The organism is Thermobacillus xylanilyticus (genome assembly GCF_907165215.1).
In the GTDB taxonomy this organism is placed as follows: domain Bacteria; phylum Bacillota; class Bacilli; order Paenibacillales; family Paenibacillaceae; genus Thermobacillus; species Thermobacillus xylanilyticus.
The window spans coordinates 1-16664 of the sequence record NZ_CAJRAY010000085.1 but is presented as its reverse complement, the minus strand read 5'-3'; the positions used below and the strand labels follow the sequence as shown (position 1 = coordinate 16664).

Here is a 16664-nt window from a genome sequence, read left to right as displayed (position 1 = left end):
GGGGGATGGAACGTGCGCAGACGCATTCTCGTCGTGGATGATGAACCGTCCATTGCCGCGCTGCTGGAATACAATCTGCAGCTTGCCGGTTACGACGTCAGATGCGTGTCCGACGGCGAAGCCGTTTTCGACGCGCTCGGACCTTTCCGGCCGGATCTGATCGTGCTCGACCGGATGCTTCCCCGGATGGACGGCTTGGAAGTATGCCGCCGGCTGCGGCGGGAGAAGAACGAAGTGCCCGTCATCATGCTGACCGCGCTGCACGACGTGTCCGACCGGATCGCCGGACTTGCGGGCGGAGCGGACGATTATATGACGAAGCCGTTCAGCCCGCAGGAGCTCATCGCGCGCATCGGCGCGATCTTCCGCAGAACCGGGGAGCCGGCCCGGACGGAAAGCGAAGGCGTGCACCGGATCGGCCGGCTGACCGTGCGCGCCGACGCGCGCGAAGTCGAACTGGACGGACGTCCGGTCGAGCTGACGCCGAAGGAATTCGACCTGCTGCTCTTCATGTGCCGCCGCCGCGGCAAAGTGCTGAGCCGCCGGCAGATCCTGCACGGTGTCTGGGACTGCCCGATCGTCGGCGACACCCGGATCGTCGACGTCCACATCAGCCATCTGCGCGACAAGATCGAGAAGAACGCCCGCTCGCCGGAGTATATCATGACCGTGCGCAGCGTAGGCTACAAGCTGACCGGTCCGCCGGATGAGCCGACGGCGTGAGCGCCTTCCGACAAGCAACCGCCCTCGCTCCGGCAGGGGATGAGGGCGGTTCTTCCTTGGGTTCGATTGTCGCCCGCCGCGGATCAACCGTGGCGGCGGCGGAAATCGGCCATGAACTCCGCGAGCGCCTTGCAGCTTTCATACGGCACCGCGTTGTAGGCGGAAGCCCGAAGCCCGCCGACGCTGCGGTGGCCTTTCAGGCCGACGAAACCTTCCTTCTCCGATTCCTTCACGAACAGCGGCTCCAGCGCTTCGTCCGCAATGCGGAACGTGATGTTCATCGGCGACCGGCTCTCCGGATGGGCGAAGCCGCGGTAGAAACCGCCGCTCCGGTCGATCTCGTCATAGATCAGGGCCGCTTTCTCGGCGTTCGCCTTCTCGATGGCGGCCACCCCGCCCTTCGCCTTGATCCATTTCAGCACCAGGTTGACCATATAGACGGAGAACGTCGGCGGCGTATTGTACAGCGACTCATTCTTCACGTGCGTATCATAGCGCAGCATCGTCGGCACATGCTCCGGCGCGCCGGACGCGAGATCGTCCCGGATGATGACGACGGTGACGCCGGACGGGCCGAGATTTTTCTGCGCTCCCGCGTAAATGAGGCCGAATTTCGAAATATCGAGCGGACGGCTCATGATGTCGCTCGACATGTCGGCGACGAGCGGCACGCTGCCCGTATCGGGGAACGACTTGAACTGCGTCCCCTGGATCGTCTCGTTCGACGTCATATGCACATAGGCTGCGCCCTCGGGCAGGACGAGATTGGTTAGATCGGGCATGCGGCGATACTCGTCGGGTTTCGAAGTGGCGACAATGGCGGTCTCGCCGATGAGCTTCGCTTCCTTGAGCGCCTTCGACGCCCAGCTGCCGGTCTCGACATAAGCCGCGACCCGTCCGCCGGTCAGCAGATTGAGCGGCACCATCGCGAACTGCGTGCTTGCGCCCCCCTGGAGGAACAATACATGATAATGGTCGGGAATGTTCAGCAATTCCCGCATCAGCGCCTGGGTCTCGTTGTTCAGCTGCTCGTAAATGCCGCTGCGGTGCGACATTTCCATGATGGACATGCCGGCGCCGCCGTAATTGACGAACTGCTCCTGCGCCTGCTGCAGCACTTCCAGCGGAAGCGCGGCCGGACCGGCGTTAAAGTTGTGTCTGCGATCGCTCACCGATTCCACTCCTGCTCTTGTCTATGATAGGTTATGATAACAAAGAAAGCGGAAAGGCATCAAGTGACGGAAGCGGGAAAAGATGCACCCGATACCATGCGAGGAGGAATGGTTTTGAGCGAGAAGCAGCGTCTCTTCATCGGCCTGGCCGTTCCGGATGACGTCCGCCGGCAGCTGCTCATGCGGCTGGACGGATGGCGGGAGCGATTCGCCTTCGCCCGTTGGGCGCATCCGGATGATTGGCATATCACATTGCATTTTATCGGCGAGACGGACGCGGACCGGATCCCCGCGATCGTCCGCGCGCTGGACGAGTCGGCGGCCGGCGCCCGCCCGTTCGACGTGGAGCTGCGCGGCCTCGGCACCTTCGGACCGCCGGCCCGTCCGGCCGTGCTGCATGTGCTGCCCGCCGGACGGCTCGAGCCGCTCCGCGCGCTGCACGCCGCGCTCGGCAGCGCGCTCGCGCAAGCGATCGGCTTCCAGCCGGATGCGCGCCCCTACCGGCCGCATCTGACGCTCGCGCGCAAGTACGCGGGCGCAGCGCCATGGAACCCGGCGTCAGCGGCGGCCGAGACGTTCGGCGCGTCCTGGACCGCGCGGGACGCCTGCCTGTTCCGCAGCCGGCTCGGCCATTCCCCGATGTACGAGATCCTCCATCGGGCGCCGTTCGGTGAATAGCACAAGAGCGCCCCGGTCCGTCTTGCGACGGCCGCCGGGGCGCTCTGCCGTTATGCGAAGCGGTGAGACGCGGCTTGAACCGATGCCTCCCGCCGGCAATCAGCAATCGAAGTACAGGCTGTATTCGTGCGGATGCGTGCGGATGGCCACGTCCTTCGCTTCTGCACGCTTGAACGCGATATAGTTTTCGATGAAGCCTTCGGTGAATACGCCGCCTGCCGTCAGGAACTCGTGGTCCGCTTCCAGCGCATTGAGCGCTTCGTCGAGCGAGCCCGGCACGCTGCGGATTTCGCGCTTCTCTTCATCGGACAGCTCGTAGATGTTCTTGTCGAGCGGACCGTAGCCCAGCGCCCGCGGATCGATCTTCCGCTTGATGCCGTCCAGGCCGGCCAGCAGCATGGCAGCGAACGCGAGATACGGGTTAGCCGTCGAGTCGGGCGTACGGAATTCGATCCGGCAGCCTTTCGGCGTAACCGCAGCGACCGGAATCCGGATGGCCGCGGAACGGTTGCCCTTCGAGAACACGAGGTTGACCGGCGCTTCATAACCCGGCACGAGGCGCTTGAACGAGTTCGTCGACGGGTTCGTCAGCGCGATCAGCGCCGGCGCGTGGAACAGGATGCCGCCGATGTAGTTCAGCGCGAGCTCGCTCAGGTTCGCGTAGGCGCCTTTCTCATAGAAGAGCGGCGTATCGCCGTTGAAGATCGACTGGTGCACGTGCATGCCGCTGCCGTTGTCGCCGAACAGCGGTTTCGGCATGAACGTTGCGACCTTGCCGTATTGGCGAGCCGTGTTGTGGATGATGTATTTGTACTTCATCAGGTTGTCGGCCGTTTTCGTCAGCGTGTCGAAACGGAAATTGATTTCGCCCTGACCGGCGGTTGCGACTTCATGGTGATGGCGCTCGACTTTCAGACCCGCTTCCTGCATCAGCCGCACCATTTCGGAACGGATGTCCTGCTGCGAATCCACCGGCTGCACCGGAACGTAGCCGCCCTTGACGCGGACCTTGAAGCCCAGGTTGCCGCCTTCTTCCGTCCGTCCCGTGTTCCAGAACCCTTCCTCGGAGTCGACTTCATAGAAAGATTTGTTCATGCCGCTCGTGAAACGGACATCGTCGAAGATGAAGAATTCCGATTCCGGCGCGAAGTAGGCCGCCGTGCCGATGCCGGTGCTCTTCAGATATTCTTCCGCCTTCTGTGCGATGCTCCGCGGGTCGCGGTCATACCGTTCGCCGTCCGGCGTGTAGATGTTGCACGTGACGATCAGCGTCGGATGCTCGGTGAACGGGTCGATGTAGGACGTCTCCGGGTCCGGCATCATGACCATGTCCGACTCTTCGATGCCGCGGAATCCCGGGATCGAGGAACCGTCGAACGCGACGCCGTTCACGAACGTATCTTCATCGACTTGGTCAGCCGGAAGCGTGATGTGATGCGAGCGGCCGGCCAGGTCCGTGAAGCGGAAATCGACGAACTGGACATTTTTCTCTTTAATCGTCTCCAAAACTTGTTGCGCACCCATGGGTTTTTCCTCCATTCCCGAACGATTGCGTAAAATTGAACGCCGAACGTTCAACTTTTCAAATAATCTGTCGTTATTATAGTGCTTGAATTCCTGCTGCGTCAATAGCTATGTCATGTATTTTTTCGCTAATATGTTATATTAACTTACACTTGTTTGAAGAATGTCCGACAAAGCCGCTGAAAAGCCTGTTTCAACAGCGAAGAAATCGTTCTGACCTGCATACAAACGGCATCTCCGGTTGACACGCACGGATTTTGGAAATACAATTTAAACTTATGTTTAAAACATTTGTTTAAATCTGTTTGTGGAGGGAGATCCGATTGAAAAATGCATTGCGGGCGCTGGCGAAACAGCCGACAACGATCATCGGCATCGCAGCGGCGCTGCTGTTCCAGCTTATTTTTACCGTCGTCTGGATGACGGGCTACGACGGTATGCAGGACCGGACAGAAAGGCTCGTGATCGGCATCGTCAATGAAGACTCCCGGTGGGGAGAGGCGATCGTTCGGCAATTGAAGGACGGGCTGCCCGTCCGGGTGCGCGAGTTGGACGATCCGGCCGAAGCGGCGCGGCAGCTCGAATATCGGGGCATCCAGATGCTCGTGCGCATCCCGCCGGATTTCTCGGCGAAGGCGGCGGCAGCGGACGGAACGGCCGCGCTGGAATTCACGATCAATGAATCGAACCCGATGATGATCAAGAACATGATGGCCCAGGTCGCCGCCCAAATCACGGCTTCCGTCAACCGGCAGGCGATCATGACGGGTGCGCGGCAAATGCTCTCTCAGCTGCAGATGACGGAAGAGCAGACCCGAACGATGGCCGAAACCCTGTCTGAACGCGTAACCGCGGACATCACGTACACGAACCCCGTGCAGGGCATCAACAACCAGATGGTGCCGATGATGATCGTGCTCGCCTCCTACGTGGGCGTCATGATCATGGGCATGAACCTGGAACAATCGAACATGGCGGCGGCAGCAATGGGAATCGGCCGTTGGCAGCGGTTCGGGGCGCGCATGGTCATCAACGCCGCGGCGGCCGTCATCGTTTCCCTCATCGGAGTGTCGCTCGTCCTTGGCCTGGGCGGCCAGTCCGCCGGCGGTTTCTTCGCGCTGTGGGGCTTCGAGGCGTTGTTCATTCTGGCGTTCATCCTCGTTTCCCAGTTGTTCCTCATGCTGTTCGGCATGGCCGGCATGCTGTTCAACATCCTGCTGCTCTCGATGCAGCTCGTCTCGTCAGGCGCGATGATGCCGCGCGAGCTGCTGCCGGATTTCTACCGTTCCATCAGCGAGGTATTCCCGGCAACCTATGCGGTGGAAGGCGCGATGAATCTGCTGTTTGGCGGACCGCCGGCCGACCGGGCAGCGCTCGGCTTGCTGGCCATCCTGGCCGCGGCGCTGCTTCTGGGCGCGGCTTCCACCGCAATCCGGAGACCTTCCGTGCAAGCCGCCGCTGTCAAATCTCCGGACCTGAACATGAACTGACCGCATCGGACCGGGCGATGCGCACCGTCCCGCTTCCGGTTGCGCCCTCCAAACGGGCACGGCATAATGAAGATAGATAACTTCAGGACGGAGGGTTGAAGATGAAGGCGGACGGTCCGGATGTGAAGACGCGCATTTTGACGGCGGCGAAGAAACTGTTCGCAAGACACGGCTATGAAGCGACGACCGTCCGGCAAATCTGCGAGGAAGCCGGCGCCAACATCGCCCTCATCTCCTACCACTTCGGCGGCAAGGAAAATGTGTTCGCCGCCCTGTTCGAGACGGCGCTGCCGCATCGGCGAATCGAGGAGGCGATCGCGCAGCCGATGGCCGACCCGGCGGAGGCGGTCCGCCAGATTGTGGCGGGGGTGGTCGCGTTTCAGCTGTCGGAGCCGGAGATGATCGCGATCATGCAGCAGGAGACGATGATCGACTCGCCGCGGCGCGACTTGATCCGCAAGCACGCTTTTCCGGTCTGGCGCCGTCTGCTGCAGGCAATTGAGGAAGGACGGAAGCAGGGCATATTCTCCTACGGGTCGAAGGATCATGTGCTCCTGTCCGTACTCGGCGCCATTTTGTTCCAAAACAAGATTGACCATTTCGGACCGCTGCTCGACATCGCCGATCCGGCGGAATACTATGAGCGGCTGACGGAGGAGCTGACCGCGTTCGTGTTGCGCGGGCTCGGCTACACCGGAGCATAACGGTCGACAAGATCAAAGCCCTGAATGCGGGATCTTCTCCCGATTCAGGGCTTTGCGTTTTATTTCTTCCACTCGCGGAACGCTTCCGCCGGCGCCTTCGGCGTGTCGAACCGTTTGCCGACGATCGGAGCGAGCTTCTCCAGATCTTTCAGCAGCGCGGCGAACTGGTCCGGGAAGAGCGATTGTACGCCGTCGCCCGTCATCGAATTGTCCGGGTCGGTGTGCATCTCGATGATCAGACCGTCCGCGCCCGCGGCGACCGACGCCTTCGCCATCGGCTCGACCAGTTCCCGGCGGCCGGTGCCGTGGCTCGGGTCGGAGATGATCGGCAGATGGCTGAGCGTCTTCAGCGACGGAATCGCGGCCAGATCGAGCGTATTGCGCGTGTAAGGCTCGAACGTCCGGATGCCGCGCTCGCACAGGATGACGTTCGGGTTGCCGCCGGCGAGAATGTATTCCGCCGCGTTCAAGAACTCGTCGTAGGTGGCGCTGAAGCCGCGCTTGAGCAGAACCGGCGTCTTGATCGTGCCGAGCTTGCGGAGCAGATCGAAGTTCTGCATGTTGCGCGTGCCGACTTGCAGAATGTCGGCGTATTCGGCGCAGATGTCGACGTACTCGGGCGTCATCACTTCCGTGATCGTGAGCAGGCCGTGCTTGCGGCCGGCTTCGGCCATCATGATCAGGCCTTCCACGCCGATGCCCTGGAAGCTGTACGGGCCGGTGCGCGGCTTGAACGCGCCGCCGCGCAGAATCTGGCCGCCCGCCGCCTTGACGAGCCGGGCAATCTCATCGATCTGTTCGGGCGATTCGACGGCGCACGGCCCCCCCATGACGACGAGCTCGTCGCCGCCGATTTTCACGCCCTTGATCTCGATGACCGTATCGTCCGGATGAAAATCGCGGCTCGCGAGCTTGTAGGACTTCGAAATCTTGATCACATCCTCTACCCCGCGCATGGAACGCAGATGTTCGGCAAGCGACGGGTCGGCCTTGCCGATGATGCCGATGACCGTCCGGTCGGTGCCTCTCGACACATGGGGCTGCACGCCCGCCCGTTCGATGTACTGTACGATCTCCTCAATGCGTTCGTCGCTGATATCCGGCTTGGTTACCACAATCATGACGCTGGCTCCTTTCACGCTTCAACGCTTATACGCTTTTAAGCTTTTATGCTTTTATCCGTTAAAGTAAATATAGAGCATGACACCCGTTTCGTCAAGGCGAAATTGCATCGGAACGCACAGTCTTTATTTATTACGGTTGAAGCGGTTTTGGCACGATAACGGAACCAGAAGACCTTATCGGCGCTCGAATAGGGCGAAATCCGTCCGCGTCGGGCAAATAAGCTTACCCTGTTCCGTTAGCATTTCCAAACTGGGAAAATCCGCAAAATAACGGCTCTGAATTCCGTTGGGCGTTCGTGCCGGCGTAGTCGAGACCGTCCGCGAGGTCTGATGTTTCTCCAAGCCTCCGCCGCTCCTCCGTCTCAGAGCATGGGCTCACGAAACCGTACACCGCTGTTTTGCCTGTTTAGCATCGAATAAAGTGTGTCAGTTTCGTTGCGGCTATCCTCCCCATGCAAATAACGGCGCCGCATCCACGCGACGCCGCCTGCAGGGCAACATCCTAACCTCTATTCCTCCGACCGGCTGCGCACGGTCGGCAGCAGCTTGGCCGGGTTCACCGTGCGCTTGATCTCCCATGTCTCGGGCTTCTCCGGATCGTACTGCTCCAGGTACGCGATCACTTCCTTCGTGATCGGCGTCGGCGTCGACGCCCCCGAGGTGACGGCCACCCGTCGGACGCCTTCCAGCCATTCGCGCTTGATCTCGGTCACGTCCGCGACGCGGTACGCCTTGACGCCGGCGATCTCCTCCGCAACCTGCGCAAGCCGGTTCGAATTGTTGCTGCGCGGATCCCCGACGACGATGCACAGATCGGCCTGCTTCGCCTGCTCGGCGACGGCTTCCTGGCGAAGCTGCGTGGCAAGGCAGATCTCGTTGTGCACTTCGGCGGCGGGATAGCGCTCCAGCAGCTTGGCGACGAGACCGCGGACATCCCACTGCGACATCGTCGTCTGGTTCGTGATGACGACTTTGTCCGTGCGGATATCGAGCCGGTCGATGTCCGCCTCCGTCTCGATCAGGTGCACGCGATCCGGCGCGATGCCGATCGCGCCTTCCGGCTCGGGATGCCCCTTCTTGCCGATATAGACGATCTCGTAGCCTTCCGCCGTCTTCTCGCGGATCAGGTCGTGCGTCTTCGTCACGTCCGGGCAGGTCGCGTCGACGACCGTCAACCCTTTCTCCCTGGCTTTCCGCCGCACTTCCGGCGCCACCCCGTGCGCCGTGAAGATGACGGTGCCCCGGTCGATCCGGTCCAGAATCTCGAGCCGGTTCTCGCCGTCCAGCGTAATGATGCCTTCCCGCTCGAACGCCTCCGTCACATGCCGGTTGTGCACGATCATGCCGAGAATATGGATCGGCCGCGGCAGATCCAGGTTCCGCGCCGTCTGCAGCGCCAGCACCATCGCGTCGACGACGCCGTAGCAATAGCCGCGGGGCGATATTTTGACGACTTCCATGAGTACTCACCGCTTTCCGACCGGCTCATCCGTTCGTCCGGTCCGCTTCATTCATTATAACGGAATCGGACGCCATCCGGCAAAAGCGACTGGCGCCTGCCCCATGGACAGGCGCTTCCGTTTTGACTCGGCACAACTTATTCGGGAAGCAAAACGGGCAGCCAGATCACAAACGTCGTGCCTTCCCCTTGCCGCGTGCGGACTTCGACCGATCCGCGGTGCTCGTCGATGATCCACTTCGCGATCGCCAGCCCGAGTCCGGTGCCGGCGGTTTTGCCGCGCGACAGATCCGCCCGGTAGAACCGCTCGAAAATATGCGGCACCTCGTCGCTGTTCATGCCGATCCCGGTATCGGCGATGACCAGGCCGACCTGATCGGCCTCCCGCGCCGCTTCGAGCAGGACGTGGCCGGACGGCGTATATTTGAAGGCGTTCTCGATGAAAATGAACAGCAGCTGACGGAGATAATCGGCGTTGCCGAGAACCTTCACGCCTTCAAGCGGCGACAGGTCGCCGACGCGAAAATCCGCCTTGCGCGGCAGATGCACCGCGCCCTTCGCCGCTTCCTCCACGATCGGCAGCAGTTCGATCTCGGTCTTCTCCATCACATAGCCGGCGTCGGCGCGCGCCAGGGACAACAGGTCCGAGACGAGCCGGCTCATCCGCTCGGCCTCTTCGGCGATGTCCCGCATCGCCTCCAGCGAGAGCGCCGCGCGCTCGGCATCAAGCACGATCGCTGCGCCCTGACCCGGCCCGCCCGTTCGGCCGGCAGGAGCGCCGGAACCGCCGGCCGCTGCTGCGCCGCCCCCGGCGGAGGCAACCGTTCCGCCGGCCTCGCCGGCTGCTTCGCCGCCAACCGCGCCGCGCGCTCCGCCTTCCGCTTCGCCCGGCGCCTCAAGGCGGTCCGCACTGGCCCGCCACATCCGTTCGAGCAGGTCAATGTTGCCGCGGATCGTCGTCAGCGGCGTGCGCAGCTCATGCGAAGCGTCCGAGACGAACCGGCGCTGCGCCTTGTATGCCTCTTCCAGATCGTTGTATGCCCGCTCGAGCCGGGCCAGCATGCCGTTCAGCGTATCCGTCAGCCGCCCCATCTCGTCGTTCGGCCCGCTCCGCGCGATGCGCACGCTGAGGTTCGCCCCGTTCTCGATCCGGTTCGTCGCCTGGATGACCTCCTCGATCGGGCGGAGCGCCTTATCCGCGATGAACAGGCCGATCGTGAACGCGATCAGAATGACGGCCAGCGACGTGATGATCAGTATGGTTCTGAGTCCGTCCAGAAAAGCGTCTTCCGCCTGCGTATTGGCAATGACCTGCAGCAAGCCGACCACTTCGCCGTTCGGCAACGGGATCGGATACTGGTAAGCCATGAACGGGTAGCCGAACGCCGTGAAGCGCGTGTACCCTTCCTTCGGCGAATCCTTCAGTTCGGGATACGGAAAATGAACCTCCGTGCCGTCCACCGACAGCGCCGAAGACCGGATCTCGCCGTTCGCATAATTGACCAGCTGCACATAGGTGCCTTCATAACCGAGCCGGCCGCTCAGGTCCAGCCGGAGATCGCGGAACAGATTGTAGGAGACGCGCACGTTCAATTGATTGAATTGGCTGCGCAGTTGTTCCCGCGTATTGTCATAGGTGTTGTAATATACGAACAAATAGATGGCGACGCCGAGCACCAGCATCGTGAACGCCAGCAGACCCGAATACCACAGCGTCAGCCGCAGCCGGATGGACATTAACCGCTCTCTCCCTTAAGCACGTAGCCGGTGCCGCGCACCGTCTGGATCAGCCGCTTCTCGCCGCCCTCCTCCATCTTCTGGCGCAGCATGGCGATGTACACTTCGAGCACGTTCGATTCGCCGCTGTAATCGTAGCCCCAGATCTTCTCCATGATCGTCTCGCGGGTGAGTACGCGCCGCGGGTTGGACATGAACAGATGGAGCAGATCGAACTCCTTGCTCGTCAGCTCGAACGTCCGCCCGCCGCGGATCGCCTCGCGCGAATCCAGGTCGAGCACGAGATCCTCGAAGACGAGCCGGCCTGCGGACGCCTCCGCACCGCCGCTGCCGCGGCGCAGCAAGGCCCTCACGCGGGCCAGCAGCTCCTCCAGGGCGAACGGCTTCACCAGATAATCGTCGGCGCCAAGGTCGAGTCCTTTGACGCGGTCTTTCACTTCATCCTTCGCCGTCAGCATCAGGATCGGCACCTTGCTTCCGCTCTTCCGGATGCGCTCGCAGACTTCCCAGCCGTCAAGGTTCGGCATCATGACGTCCAGCACGACGAGATCGGGCTCGGTCTCCAGCATCGTCTGCAGGCCCGCCCGCCCGTCCTGCGCCGTCAAGACGTCGTAGCCTTCGAACGTCAGGCTTCTCCTGAGCAGGGACGTGATCTTCTCGTCGTCGTCCACCACCAGTATTTTCGCTCTCATCCGCACTCCCCCTGCAGCTTTCGGACATGCGAGAAGCGCAGACCGGCCGTAAGCCTGCTGCGCTTGTCATGCCGAGCGTATCCTTGCTACAAGCCTCACTGCACGTTACTGCACATTGAAATCGTTCTTGTCTCCGATTTCCACCGTAATCTGTACCTGGTTGCCGCCGCGGATGACATCCAGCACCGCCTTTTCGCCCACTTTCTTATTCTGGATCGCCCGGATCAAATCCTGCGTCGTATCATACTTTTGGCCGTCCATGCCGACAATGACGTCATATTGGCGCAGGTCCGCCTTGTAGGCCGGCGAGTTGTAGAGGATGTTGACGACGACCGAGCCCTTCGTGTCTTTCAGGCCGAGCTGACGCGCCGCGGTCTCGGTGAGGTCCTGCAGCGTCGCGCCGATGAACGGCTGCGGCACCGGCTTGTTCTCCTTCAAATTATCAAGCACGCCGACAATCGTGCTGGTCGGAATCGCGAAGCCGATGCCTTGGGCCGTCGTGGACACCGCCGTGTTGATCCCGATCACTTCACCCGCCAGGTTGATGAGCGGACCGCCGGAGTTGCCGGGGTTGATCGACGCGTCCGTCTGCAGCAGATGCTGGTACTGCCGCGTGCCTTCCGTGTCCTGGATCGTGATCGGCCGCTCCTTCGCGCTCAGCACGCCGACCGTCACCGTATGGTCGAAGCCGTTCGGGTTGCCGATCGCGACGACCCACTCGCCGACGTTGATCGTGTCCGAATCGCCGAGCGGCAGCGTCGGAAAATCCTTGTCGCCCTTGATTTTCAGCACCGCGAGGTCGAGATCGTAGCTGGAACCGAGCATCTCCGCCTCGAACGGTTCCTTGTAGCCGAGCACCGTCACCATGATTTTGTCCGCGCCGCCGACCACGTGCTGGTTGGTCAGGATGTAGCCTTCCTTGTCGAAGAAAAATCCGGAACCGAGACCGCTCGGCCGCAATTGCTGGCTGTCCTCATTCTCCGTCGGAATGCGGTACGAATCGCCGAAGAATTGCCGGAAGAACGGATCGTCAAACAGGCTGTTGCCGCCGGCGCGGGAACGCGTCTTGGCATAAGTCTCGATCTTCACGACGGCGGGACTCGATTGCTCGACGATCTTCGCAATGTTGTTCGGCCGCACCACATCCACCGCGTTCGACACCGTACCGCCGGACGAAGCCGCGGCCGTGCTGCCTTCCGGCGCCGCACCGGGATTCGCCGCTCCGCCGGCCGACGGGCTCTGCGCCAGCGCCTGGTCGGAGCCGGTGAACAGGTTCAGCCGGTCGGATGCGATCATAAGGCTGCCGGTGAGCAGGATGCCCGCCAGAAAAGCGGCCACGGGCCCCCACCACGAGCCGCGCCGGCGCTCCCTGACCGTCCACGTCCGCACTGCCGGAGCGGGACGGGCAACCATGCCGGCGTCATTTCTTTCCGCCGCCGCGGCCTCGCGCCGGATCACCGGTTCGGCGTCCGAAGCATCCCGATCCGTGCCGCCGGAGCGGAACGGGCCGTAGGAGTAGTAATAGACCGGCTTCGCAGCCGTGCCGCCCGCGGCGTCCGCCGTGCCGCCCGATGCGGCCGAAAGACCCTTGCCGGCTTCTGCCGCACCGCCAAAGGCATCCGCGCCGCCGTCCGCGGCCCCGCTGCCTTCCTCACCGGCCCGGCCGTTCAGGCCGCTTCGCTCTTCGGGCCGACGGAAGAAATCGTCGTAAGGCCGATTCACATTGTTCTTGTCGTCCATCGTTGCCTCTCCTCCTTGCCGTATCCCATTCGCTGCGCGAAATTGTCGCCTCTGTGATATCCAGCATGCCATTTCAACATTAATTCAATCTTAAACCAGGTTAAAAGACAAATAAAAACACGCCGGCGCGAAAACAGACGACATCCGCCAAATAAAAAGGAGAATCCCGCCTGCTGCCGGGACTCTCCGACGGTCCAGCTTTCTACCCACGCAGTCTGCAAACCCCAAGCATCCTTGAAGCCGGCGCGTCAGTTCCGGAGCAGCGCCGATTCCGCGACCCGCAGCATCTCCGCCGCCCGCTCCGCCCATTCCGGGCCGATCCGGGCGTCCGGGTCCTCCGGGGCCGCGAATTGATCGATCAGGCCGGCGGTCAGCCGCATGCCCGCGCCTTCGTCTATGCCGTCCTGGTAGACATGGCGCAGCGCGTACGGCTTGCCGAAACGGATGACCGCGTCGCTGTCTTCCTGTTCGGCGTCAATGTGGCCGAACGTTGCGGTGAACGGCAGCCTGAGCCACATCTCCCGCTTCTCCCCGTCCAGCACCCGGTCGAAACATCCGCCGTCGTACTCCCAGCCGCCGCCGAGCGTGAAGCCGAGTTCGCCCAGGACGCTGCGGACGTCGACGAATTTGAACTCCTGATTCTCAAGCTTCGAATCGAGTGGTATCATCGCCTGCGACCGACCCTTTCAGGCATGAATTGGCATACCATCAGCATGCCCGCACTTCCGCATGAATATGCAGGCGACACGCAATCGGCCGGGCCGTGAACCGCGCATCGGCCGGCGCTTACCGCCCCGCGGGCTTCACCAGCCCTTTGCGATGGGCGTAGACGGCAAGCTGCGTACGGTCTTCCAGCTCGCACTTCATGAGCAGATTGCTGACGTGCGTCTTGACCGTCTTGATGCTGATGTGCAGCTCGTCGGCGATCTCCTTGTTGGAGCGGCCTTCCGCAATGAGCAGCAGCACTTCCTTCTCCCGCTCGGTCAGCCCTTCATCCGCCTCCTGGGCGTTGCGCTGCCGCAGTCCGCGCGTGAGCGCCTGCGAGACATCGCTCGTCATGACCGGCATGCCGCGGACGGCGCCGTTCAGCGCGTAGATCAGCTCTTCCGCGGAGACGGTCTTCAGCACGTAGCTGGTGGCGCCGGCCTCGACGGCCGCGACCACCTTGTCGTCCTCGAGGAAACTCGTCAGCATGACGATCCGGATGCCGGGCCAGCGCGCCAGCACCGCGCGCGTCGTCTCGACGCCGTCCATCCCCGGCATCATCAGGTCCATCAGAATGATGTGCGGCAGCCTGTCCGGCTCCAGCGTCTCCAGCGCCTTCAGCGCTTCCTCGCCGCTGCCCGCCTCGGCGCACACTTCAAATTTCGGTTCCAGCATCAGATACGTCTTGAGGCCCGTCCGGACCATGTCGTGGTCGTCCACAATCATGATGCGGTATTCAGCCGTTTCACCCATGCGTCTCCCTCTCTTCGTTTCCGTACTTCGGTATCGTGACGCGGATGCGCGTGCCGGAGCCGGTCTTGCTGATGATTTCCGTATCGCCCCCGAGCTTCTGCGCCCGCTCGCGCATCGTCGTCAGTCCGTAAGATCCCGCTTTCACCTGATCGGTCCGGAATCCCGCGCCGTCATCCTGCAGGGTGACCGCATACTGCCTTTCCGTCTCCGTCGCGTGCAGCTGCACCCGCTGCGCTTCGGCATGCTTCACGATATTCGCCATCGCTTCCTGGATGATCAGGAAGAGCTGATGCTCCTTCGCTTCCGAGAGCGGGCTGTCGATGTCCCAGCGCAGCTCGCCCTGCAGCCCGTTCTGCCGGCAGTAATCCGGGAACCATTTCTCGAGCGCTTCGCGGAGCGAACGGCCTTCAAGCTCGAGCGGACGGAGCTGCGCAATCAGCCCGCGCATCTGCCGCTGCGCCGAGTTCGACATCTCGATGAGCTGCCGCATCACTTCTTCCGCTCGCTCGCGATTGATCTCCAGCAGCTTCGGCAGCGACGACGCCGACACATGGATGGCGAACAGCTGCTGGCTGACCGTGTCGTGCAGATCCCGGGCCAGCCGCTTGCGCTCCTCCAGCACGGCCGCTTCATTGGATGCCGCCTCCCGCATCACCTGCTCTTCGCCCATGCGCTGCAGAAGCTGCAGCCGCTCCTCGAGCTTGGCCGCCATCTCGTTGAAATCCCGATAGACCGGCGCGAACGAACGCGCGCTGTCTTCCGGGATGCGGACGGCAAGATTGCCGTTTACCGCCTGCTTGATCGCGAAGTGAAGGGCGTCGATGCGCCGCTGAATCCGCTGCGCCGCCCAGTAGCCGATCGCGATGTTCACCAGCACGAAAGCGGCCGCCGCCGCCGAGCGCCAGTCGCCCGGCGGAAGCACCGCCTCCGCATAGAACGTGCCGACGGCCGCGATGGCCGTCGAGATCAGCGAGGACCCGAGCACGATGAGAATAAGCTCCCACTTGCTGCTGCGCCATATCCGCGTCAACATCGGCGATTATCCCACCTTCACGATGCGGACGTCGCCGATGAACGAGCTGACGATCAGCCGGATCCGTTTGTCCGCTTCATGATAATAAGGCGTCTCGAACTTCACGTTTTTGAAAAATCCGCCCTCATGCCGATCCAGCACCCGCGTATCCCCGATGAACGAGTTGGAGGTGACGCTGATGCCCAGATCGCGGTCGTTCGGCACGAACACCTTGACGTCGCCGATGAACGAAGAAACGTTGATGCGCGTCTCGCCGAGCGGAATCTGGGCTTTCGTCAGGTCGAGCACCGTGTCCCCGATGAACAGCGAAATGTTCATCGGCCGCAGCTCCCAGTAGTCGCCGCCGAGATGAATGTCGCCGATGAACCCGCTGCGATTCTCGGCGTTCAGGTTGGGCATCCAGTCCGGCCGATCGTCATCCGCCGCATGTTTCGGTCTTCCGCCCGGACCGTTCCAGCCGCCCGCGCCGTTCCAGCCGCTTGGACCGTGATGCCCGCCCGCTCCATGATGCCCGCTTGTCCCGGCGTGTCCGTCCGCGCCGGTGTCACCGGTTTTCGGCGGCTCGTAATCGAGGTCGAGCGGATTCGGATGGAGCGGAGGCGGAGGCGGAACCGGGCGTTCGCCGCCATGGTAGGGACCTCCCGTTTTCGGCGGATACGATTGCCAGCCGCCTTCGCTTCTCTTCTTCCTTCCCGGCCGGAAAATCATGTTGAGCCCCCAGATGATCAGCAGCACCGGCCAGCCGTACCGGATCACTTCGCCGAGCGACAAATGGATGAAATTCAGATTCTGAAGCTGGAAGAACGCGCCGAGCCCGACCAGGATCATGCCCCACCAGCCGCCGCCGCTGACCAGGCTCTGCAAGCCGATGGCGATCAGAATGATCGGCCAGAACGTCGAGAACAGAAATCCGATATCGAAATCGAAAGGGAGCAGATTCAGTTGCCGTAGCAGGAACAGGCCGCCGATGGCGAGCAGCACCAGCCCCCAGAAGACCCGCCCGAATATTTTCATGTTCATGTCCATCTCTCCTGCTGCTTATGTGGTACGTCCAGTATACATGGAATCTTGACATGCCGGGAAGGACCCCGCGAATGAACGGCGGCTCGGTCTGGAGACCGAGCCGCCTG

15 protein-coding genes are annotated in these 16664 nt (G+C 62.2%); 4 read left to right on the top strand and 11 right to left on the bottom strand.

The annotated features are described in order from the left end of the window. The first annotated feature begins 12 nt into the window (after positions 1 to 12). A complete protein-coding gene (locus KJQ12_RS16115; RefSeq protein ID WP_015255521.1) occupies positions 13 to 723 on the top strand; it encodes a response regulator transcription factor in 711 nt (236 codons plus the stop codon). An 83-nt stretch (positions 724 to 806) separates the two neighbouring features. On the opposite strand, the gene serC is transcribed toward KJQ12_RS16115, so the two are convergent. After that, complete coding sequence (gene serC, locus KJQ12_RS16110; RefSeq protein WP_213485934.1) at positions 807 to 1895, bottom strand: 3-phosphoserine/phosphohydroxythreonine transaminase; 1089 nt, start codon at positions 1893 to 1895, stop codon at positions 807 to 809. Between the two features lie 114 nt (positions 1896 to 2009). Between serC and thpR the strand changes: the two genes are divergently transcribed. Beyond that, positions 2010 to 2573, top strand: a complete 564-nt coding sequence (thpR, locus tag KJQ12_RS16105; RefSeq protein ID WP_213485924.1) for an RNA 2',3'-cyclic phosphodiesterase — start codon at positions 2010 to 2012, stop codon at positions 2571 to 2573. 99 nt (positions 2574 to 2672) lie between these two features. On the opposite strand, the gene glnA is transcribed toward thpR, so the two are convergent. After that, positions 2673 to 4097 (bottom strand): type I glutamate--ammonia ligase, encoded by a 1425-nt coding sequence (gene glnA / locus KJQ12_RS16100; RefSeq protein WP_213485921.1) that lies wholly within the window; start codon positions 4095 to 4097, stop codon positions 2673 to 2675. Positions 4098 to 4420: 323 nt separating this feature from the next. Here glnA and KJQ12_RS16095 point away from each other — a divergent pair, with 323 nt between their 5' ends. Both KJQ12_RS16095 and KJQ12_RS16090 read left to right on the top strand, forming a co-directional pair. Further along, a complete protein-coding gene (locus KJQ12_RS16095) occupies positions 4421 to 5587 on the top strand; it encodes a YhgE/Pip domain-containing protein (protein WP_213485919.1) in 1167 nt (388 codons plus the stop codon). Between the two features lie 101 nt (positions 5588 to 5688). Beyond that, positions 5689 to 6291 carry a TetR/AcrR family transcriptional regulator gene (locus KJQ12_RS16090; protein ID WP_015255527.1) on the top strand — a complete coding sequence of 201 codons (603 nt, stop codon included), beginning with the start codon at positions 5689 to 5691 and terminating at the stop codon, positions 6289 to 6291. Positions 6292 to 6350: 59 nt separating this feature from the next. Here KJQ12_RS16090 and aroF read toward each other — a convergent pair whose 3' ends face one another. The 9 genes from aroF to liaF form a co-directional block, all read right to left on the bottom strand. Next, a complete protein-coding gene (gene aroF / locus KJQ12_RS16085; protein ID WP_015255528.1) occupies positions 6351 to 7412 on the bottom strand; it encodes a 3-deoxy-7-phosphoheptulonate synthase in 1062 nt (353 codons plus the stop codon). 512 nt (positions 7413 to 7924) lie between these two features. Beyond that, on the bottom strand, positions 7925 to 8875 hold the full coding sequence (locus tag KJQ12_RS16080) for a 4-hydroxy-3-methylbut-2-enyl diphosphate reductase (protein WP_213485917.1): 951 nt from the start codon (positions 8873 to 8875) through the stop codon (positions 7925 to 7927). 137 nt (positions 8876 to 9012) lie between these two features. Next, positions 9013 to 10611 (bottom strand): sensor histidine kinase, encoded by a 1599-nt coding sequence (locus tag KJQ12_RS19780; RefSeq protein ID WP_015255530.1) that lies wholly within the window; start codon positions 10609 to 10611, stop codon positions 9013 to 9015. Then, entirely contained in the window at positions 10611 to 11303 is a 693-nt protein-coding gene (locus KJQ12_RS16070; RefSeq protein WP_015255531.1) for a response regulator transcription factor, read from the bottom strand. The genes KJQ12_RS19780 and KJQ12_RS16070 overlap by 1 nt, the downstream gene beginning before the upstream one ends. Positions 11304 to 11408: 105 nt before the next feature. Next, on the bottom strand, positions 11409 to 13043 hold the full coding sequence (locus tag KJQ12_RS16065; RefSeq protein ID WP_213485915.1) for a S1C family serine protease: 1635 nt from the start codon (positions 13041 to 13043) through the stop codon (positions 11409 to 11411). A 248-nt stretch (positions 13044 to 13291) separates the two neighbouring features. Next, positions 13292 to 13711: a YugN-like family protein gene (locus KJQ12_RS16060; protein WP_213485912.1), complete on the bottom strand. Its 420-nt coding sequence runs from the start codon at positions 13709 to 13711 to the stop codon at positions 13292 to 13294. A gap of 118 nt (positions 13712 to 13829) precedes the next feature. Further along, on the bottom strand, positions 13830 to 14501 hold the full coding sequence (locus tag KJQ12_RS16055) for a response regulator (RefSeq protein WP_015255534.1): 672 nt from the start codon (positions 14499 to 14501) through the stop codon (positions 13830 to 13832). Then, positions 14494 to 15534, bottom strand: coding sequence for a HAMP domain-containing sensor histidine kinase (locus KJQ12_RS16050; protein WP_213485909.1), 1041 nt, complete (start codon positions 15532 to 15534; stop codon positions 14494 to 14496). Before KJQ12_RS16050 ends, KJQ12_RS16055 begins: the two co-directional genes overlap by 8 nt. 6 nt (positions 15535 to 15540) lie before the next feature. Then, entirely contained in the window at positions 15541 to 16554 is a 1014-nt protein-coding gene (gene liaF, locus KJQ12_RS16045; RefSeq protein WP_213485906.1) for a cell wall-active antibiotics response protein LiaF, read from the bottom strand. Positions 16555 to 16664 lie beyond the last annotated feature (110 nt).

Bases quoted from the DNA above. Each gene is read 5' to 3' on its own strand.
- KJQ12_RS16055 (WP_015255534.1), bottom strand. From the start codon at position 14,501: ATGGGTGAAACGGCTGAATACCGCATCATGATTGTGGACGACCACGAC.
- KJQ12_RS16090 (WP_015255527.1), top strand. From the start codon at position 5,689: ATGAAGGCGGACGGTCCGGATGTGAAGACGCGCATTTTGACGGCGGCG.
- KJQ12_RS19780 (WP_015255530.1), bottom strand. From the start codon at position 10,611: ATGTCCATCCGGCTGCGGCTGACGCTGTGGTATTCGGGTCTGCTGGCG.
- KJQ12_RS16080 (WP_213485917.1), bottom strand. From the start codon at position 8,875: ATGGAAGTCGTCAAAATATCGCCCCGCGGCTATTGCTACGGCGTCGTC.
- glnA (WP_213485921.1), bottom strand. From the start codon at position 4,097: ATGGGTGCGCAACAAGTTTTGGAGACGATTAAAGAGAAAAATGTCCAG.
- aroF (WP_015255528.1), bottom strand. From the start codon at position 7,412: ATGATTGTGGTAACCAAGCCGGATATCAGCGACGAACGCATTGAGGAG.
- KJQ12_RS16065 (WP_213485915.1), bottom strand. From the start codon at position 13,043: ATGGACGACAAGAACAATGTGAATCGGCCTTACGACGATTTCTTCCGT.
- KJQ12_RS16050 (WP_213485909.1), bottom strand. From the start codon at position 15,534: ATGTTGACGCGGATATGGCGCAGCAGCAAGTGGGAGCTTATTCTCATC.
- KJQ12_RS16060 (WP_213485912.1), bottom strand. From the start codon at position 13,711: ATGATACCACTCGATTCGAAGCTTGAGAATCAGGAGTTCAAATTCGTC.
- liaF (WP_213485906.1), bottom strand. From the start codon at position 16,554: ATGAACATGAAAATATTCGGGCGGGTCTTCTGGGGGCTGGTGCTGCTC.
- KJQ12_RS16070 (WP_015255531.1), bottom strand. From the start codon at position 11,303: ATGAGAGCGAAAATACTGGTGGTGGACGACGACGAGAAGATCACGTCC.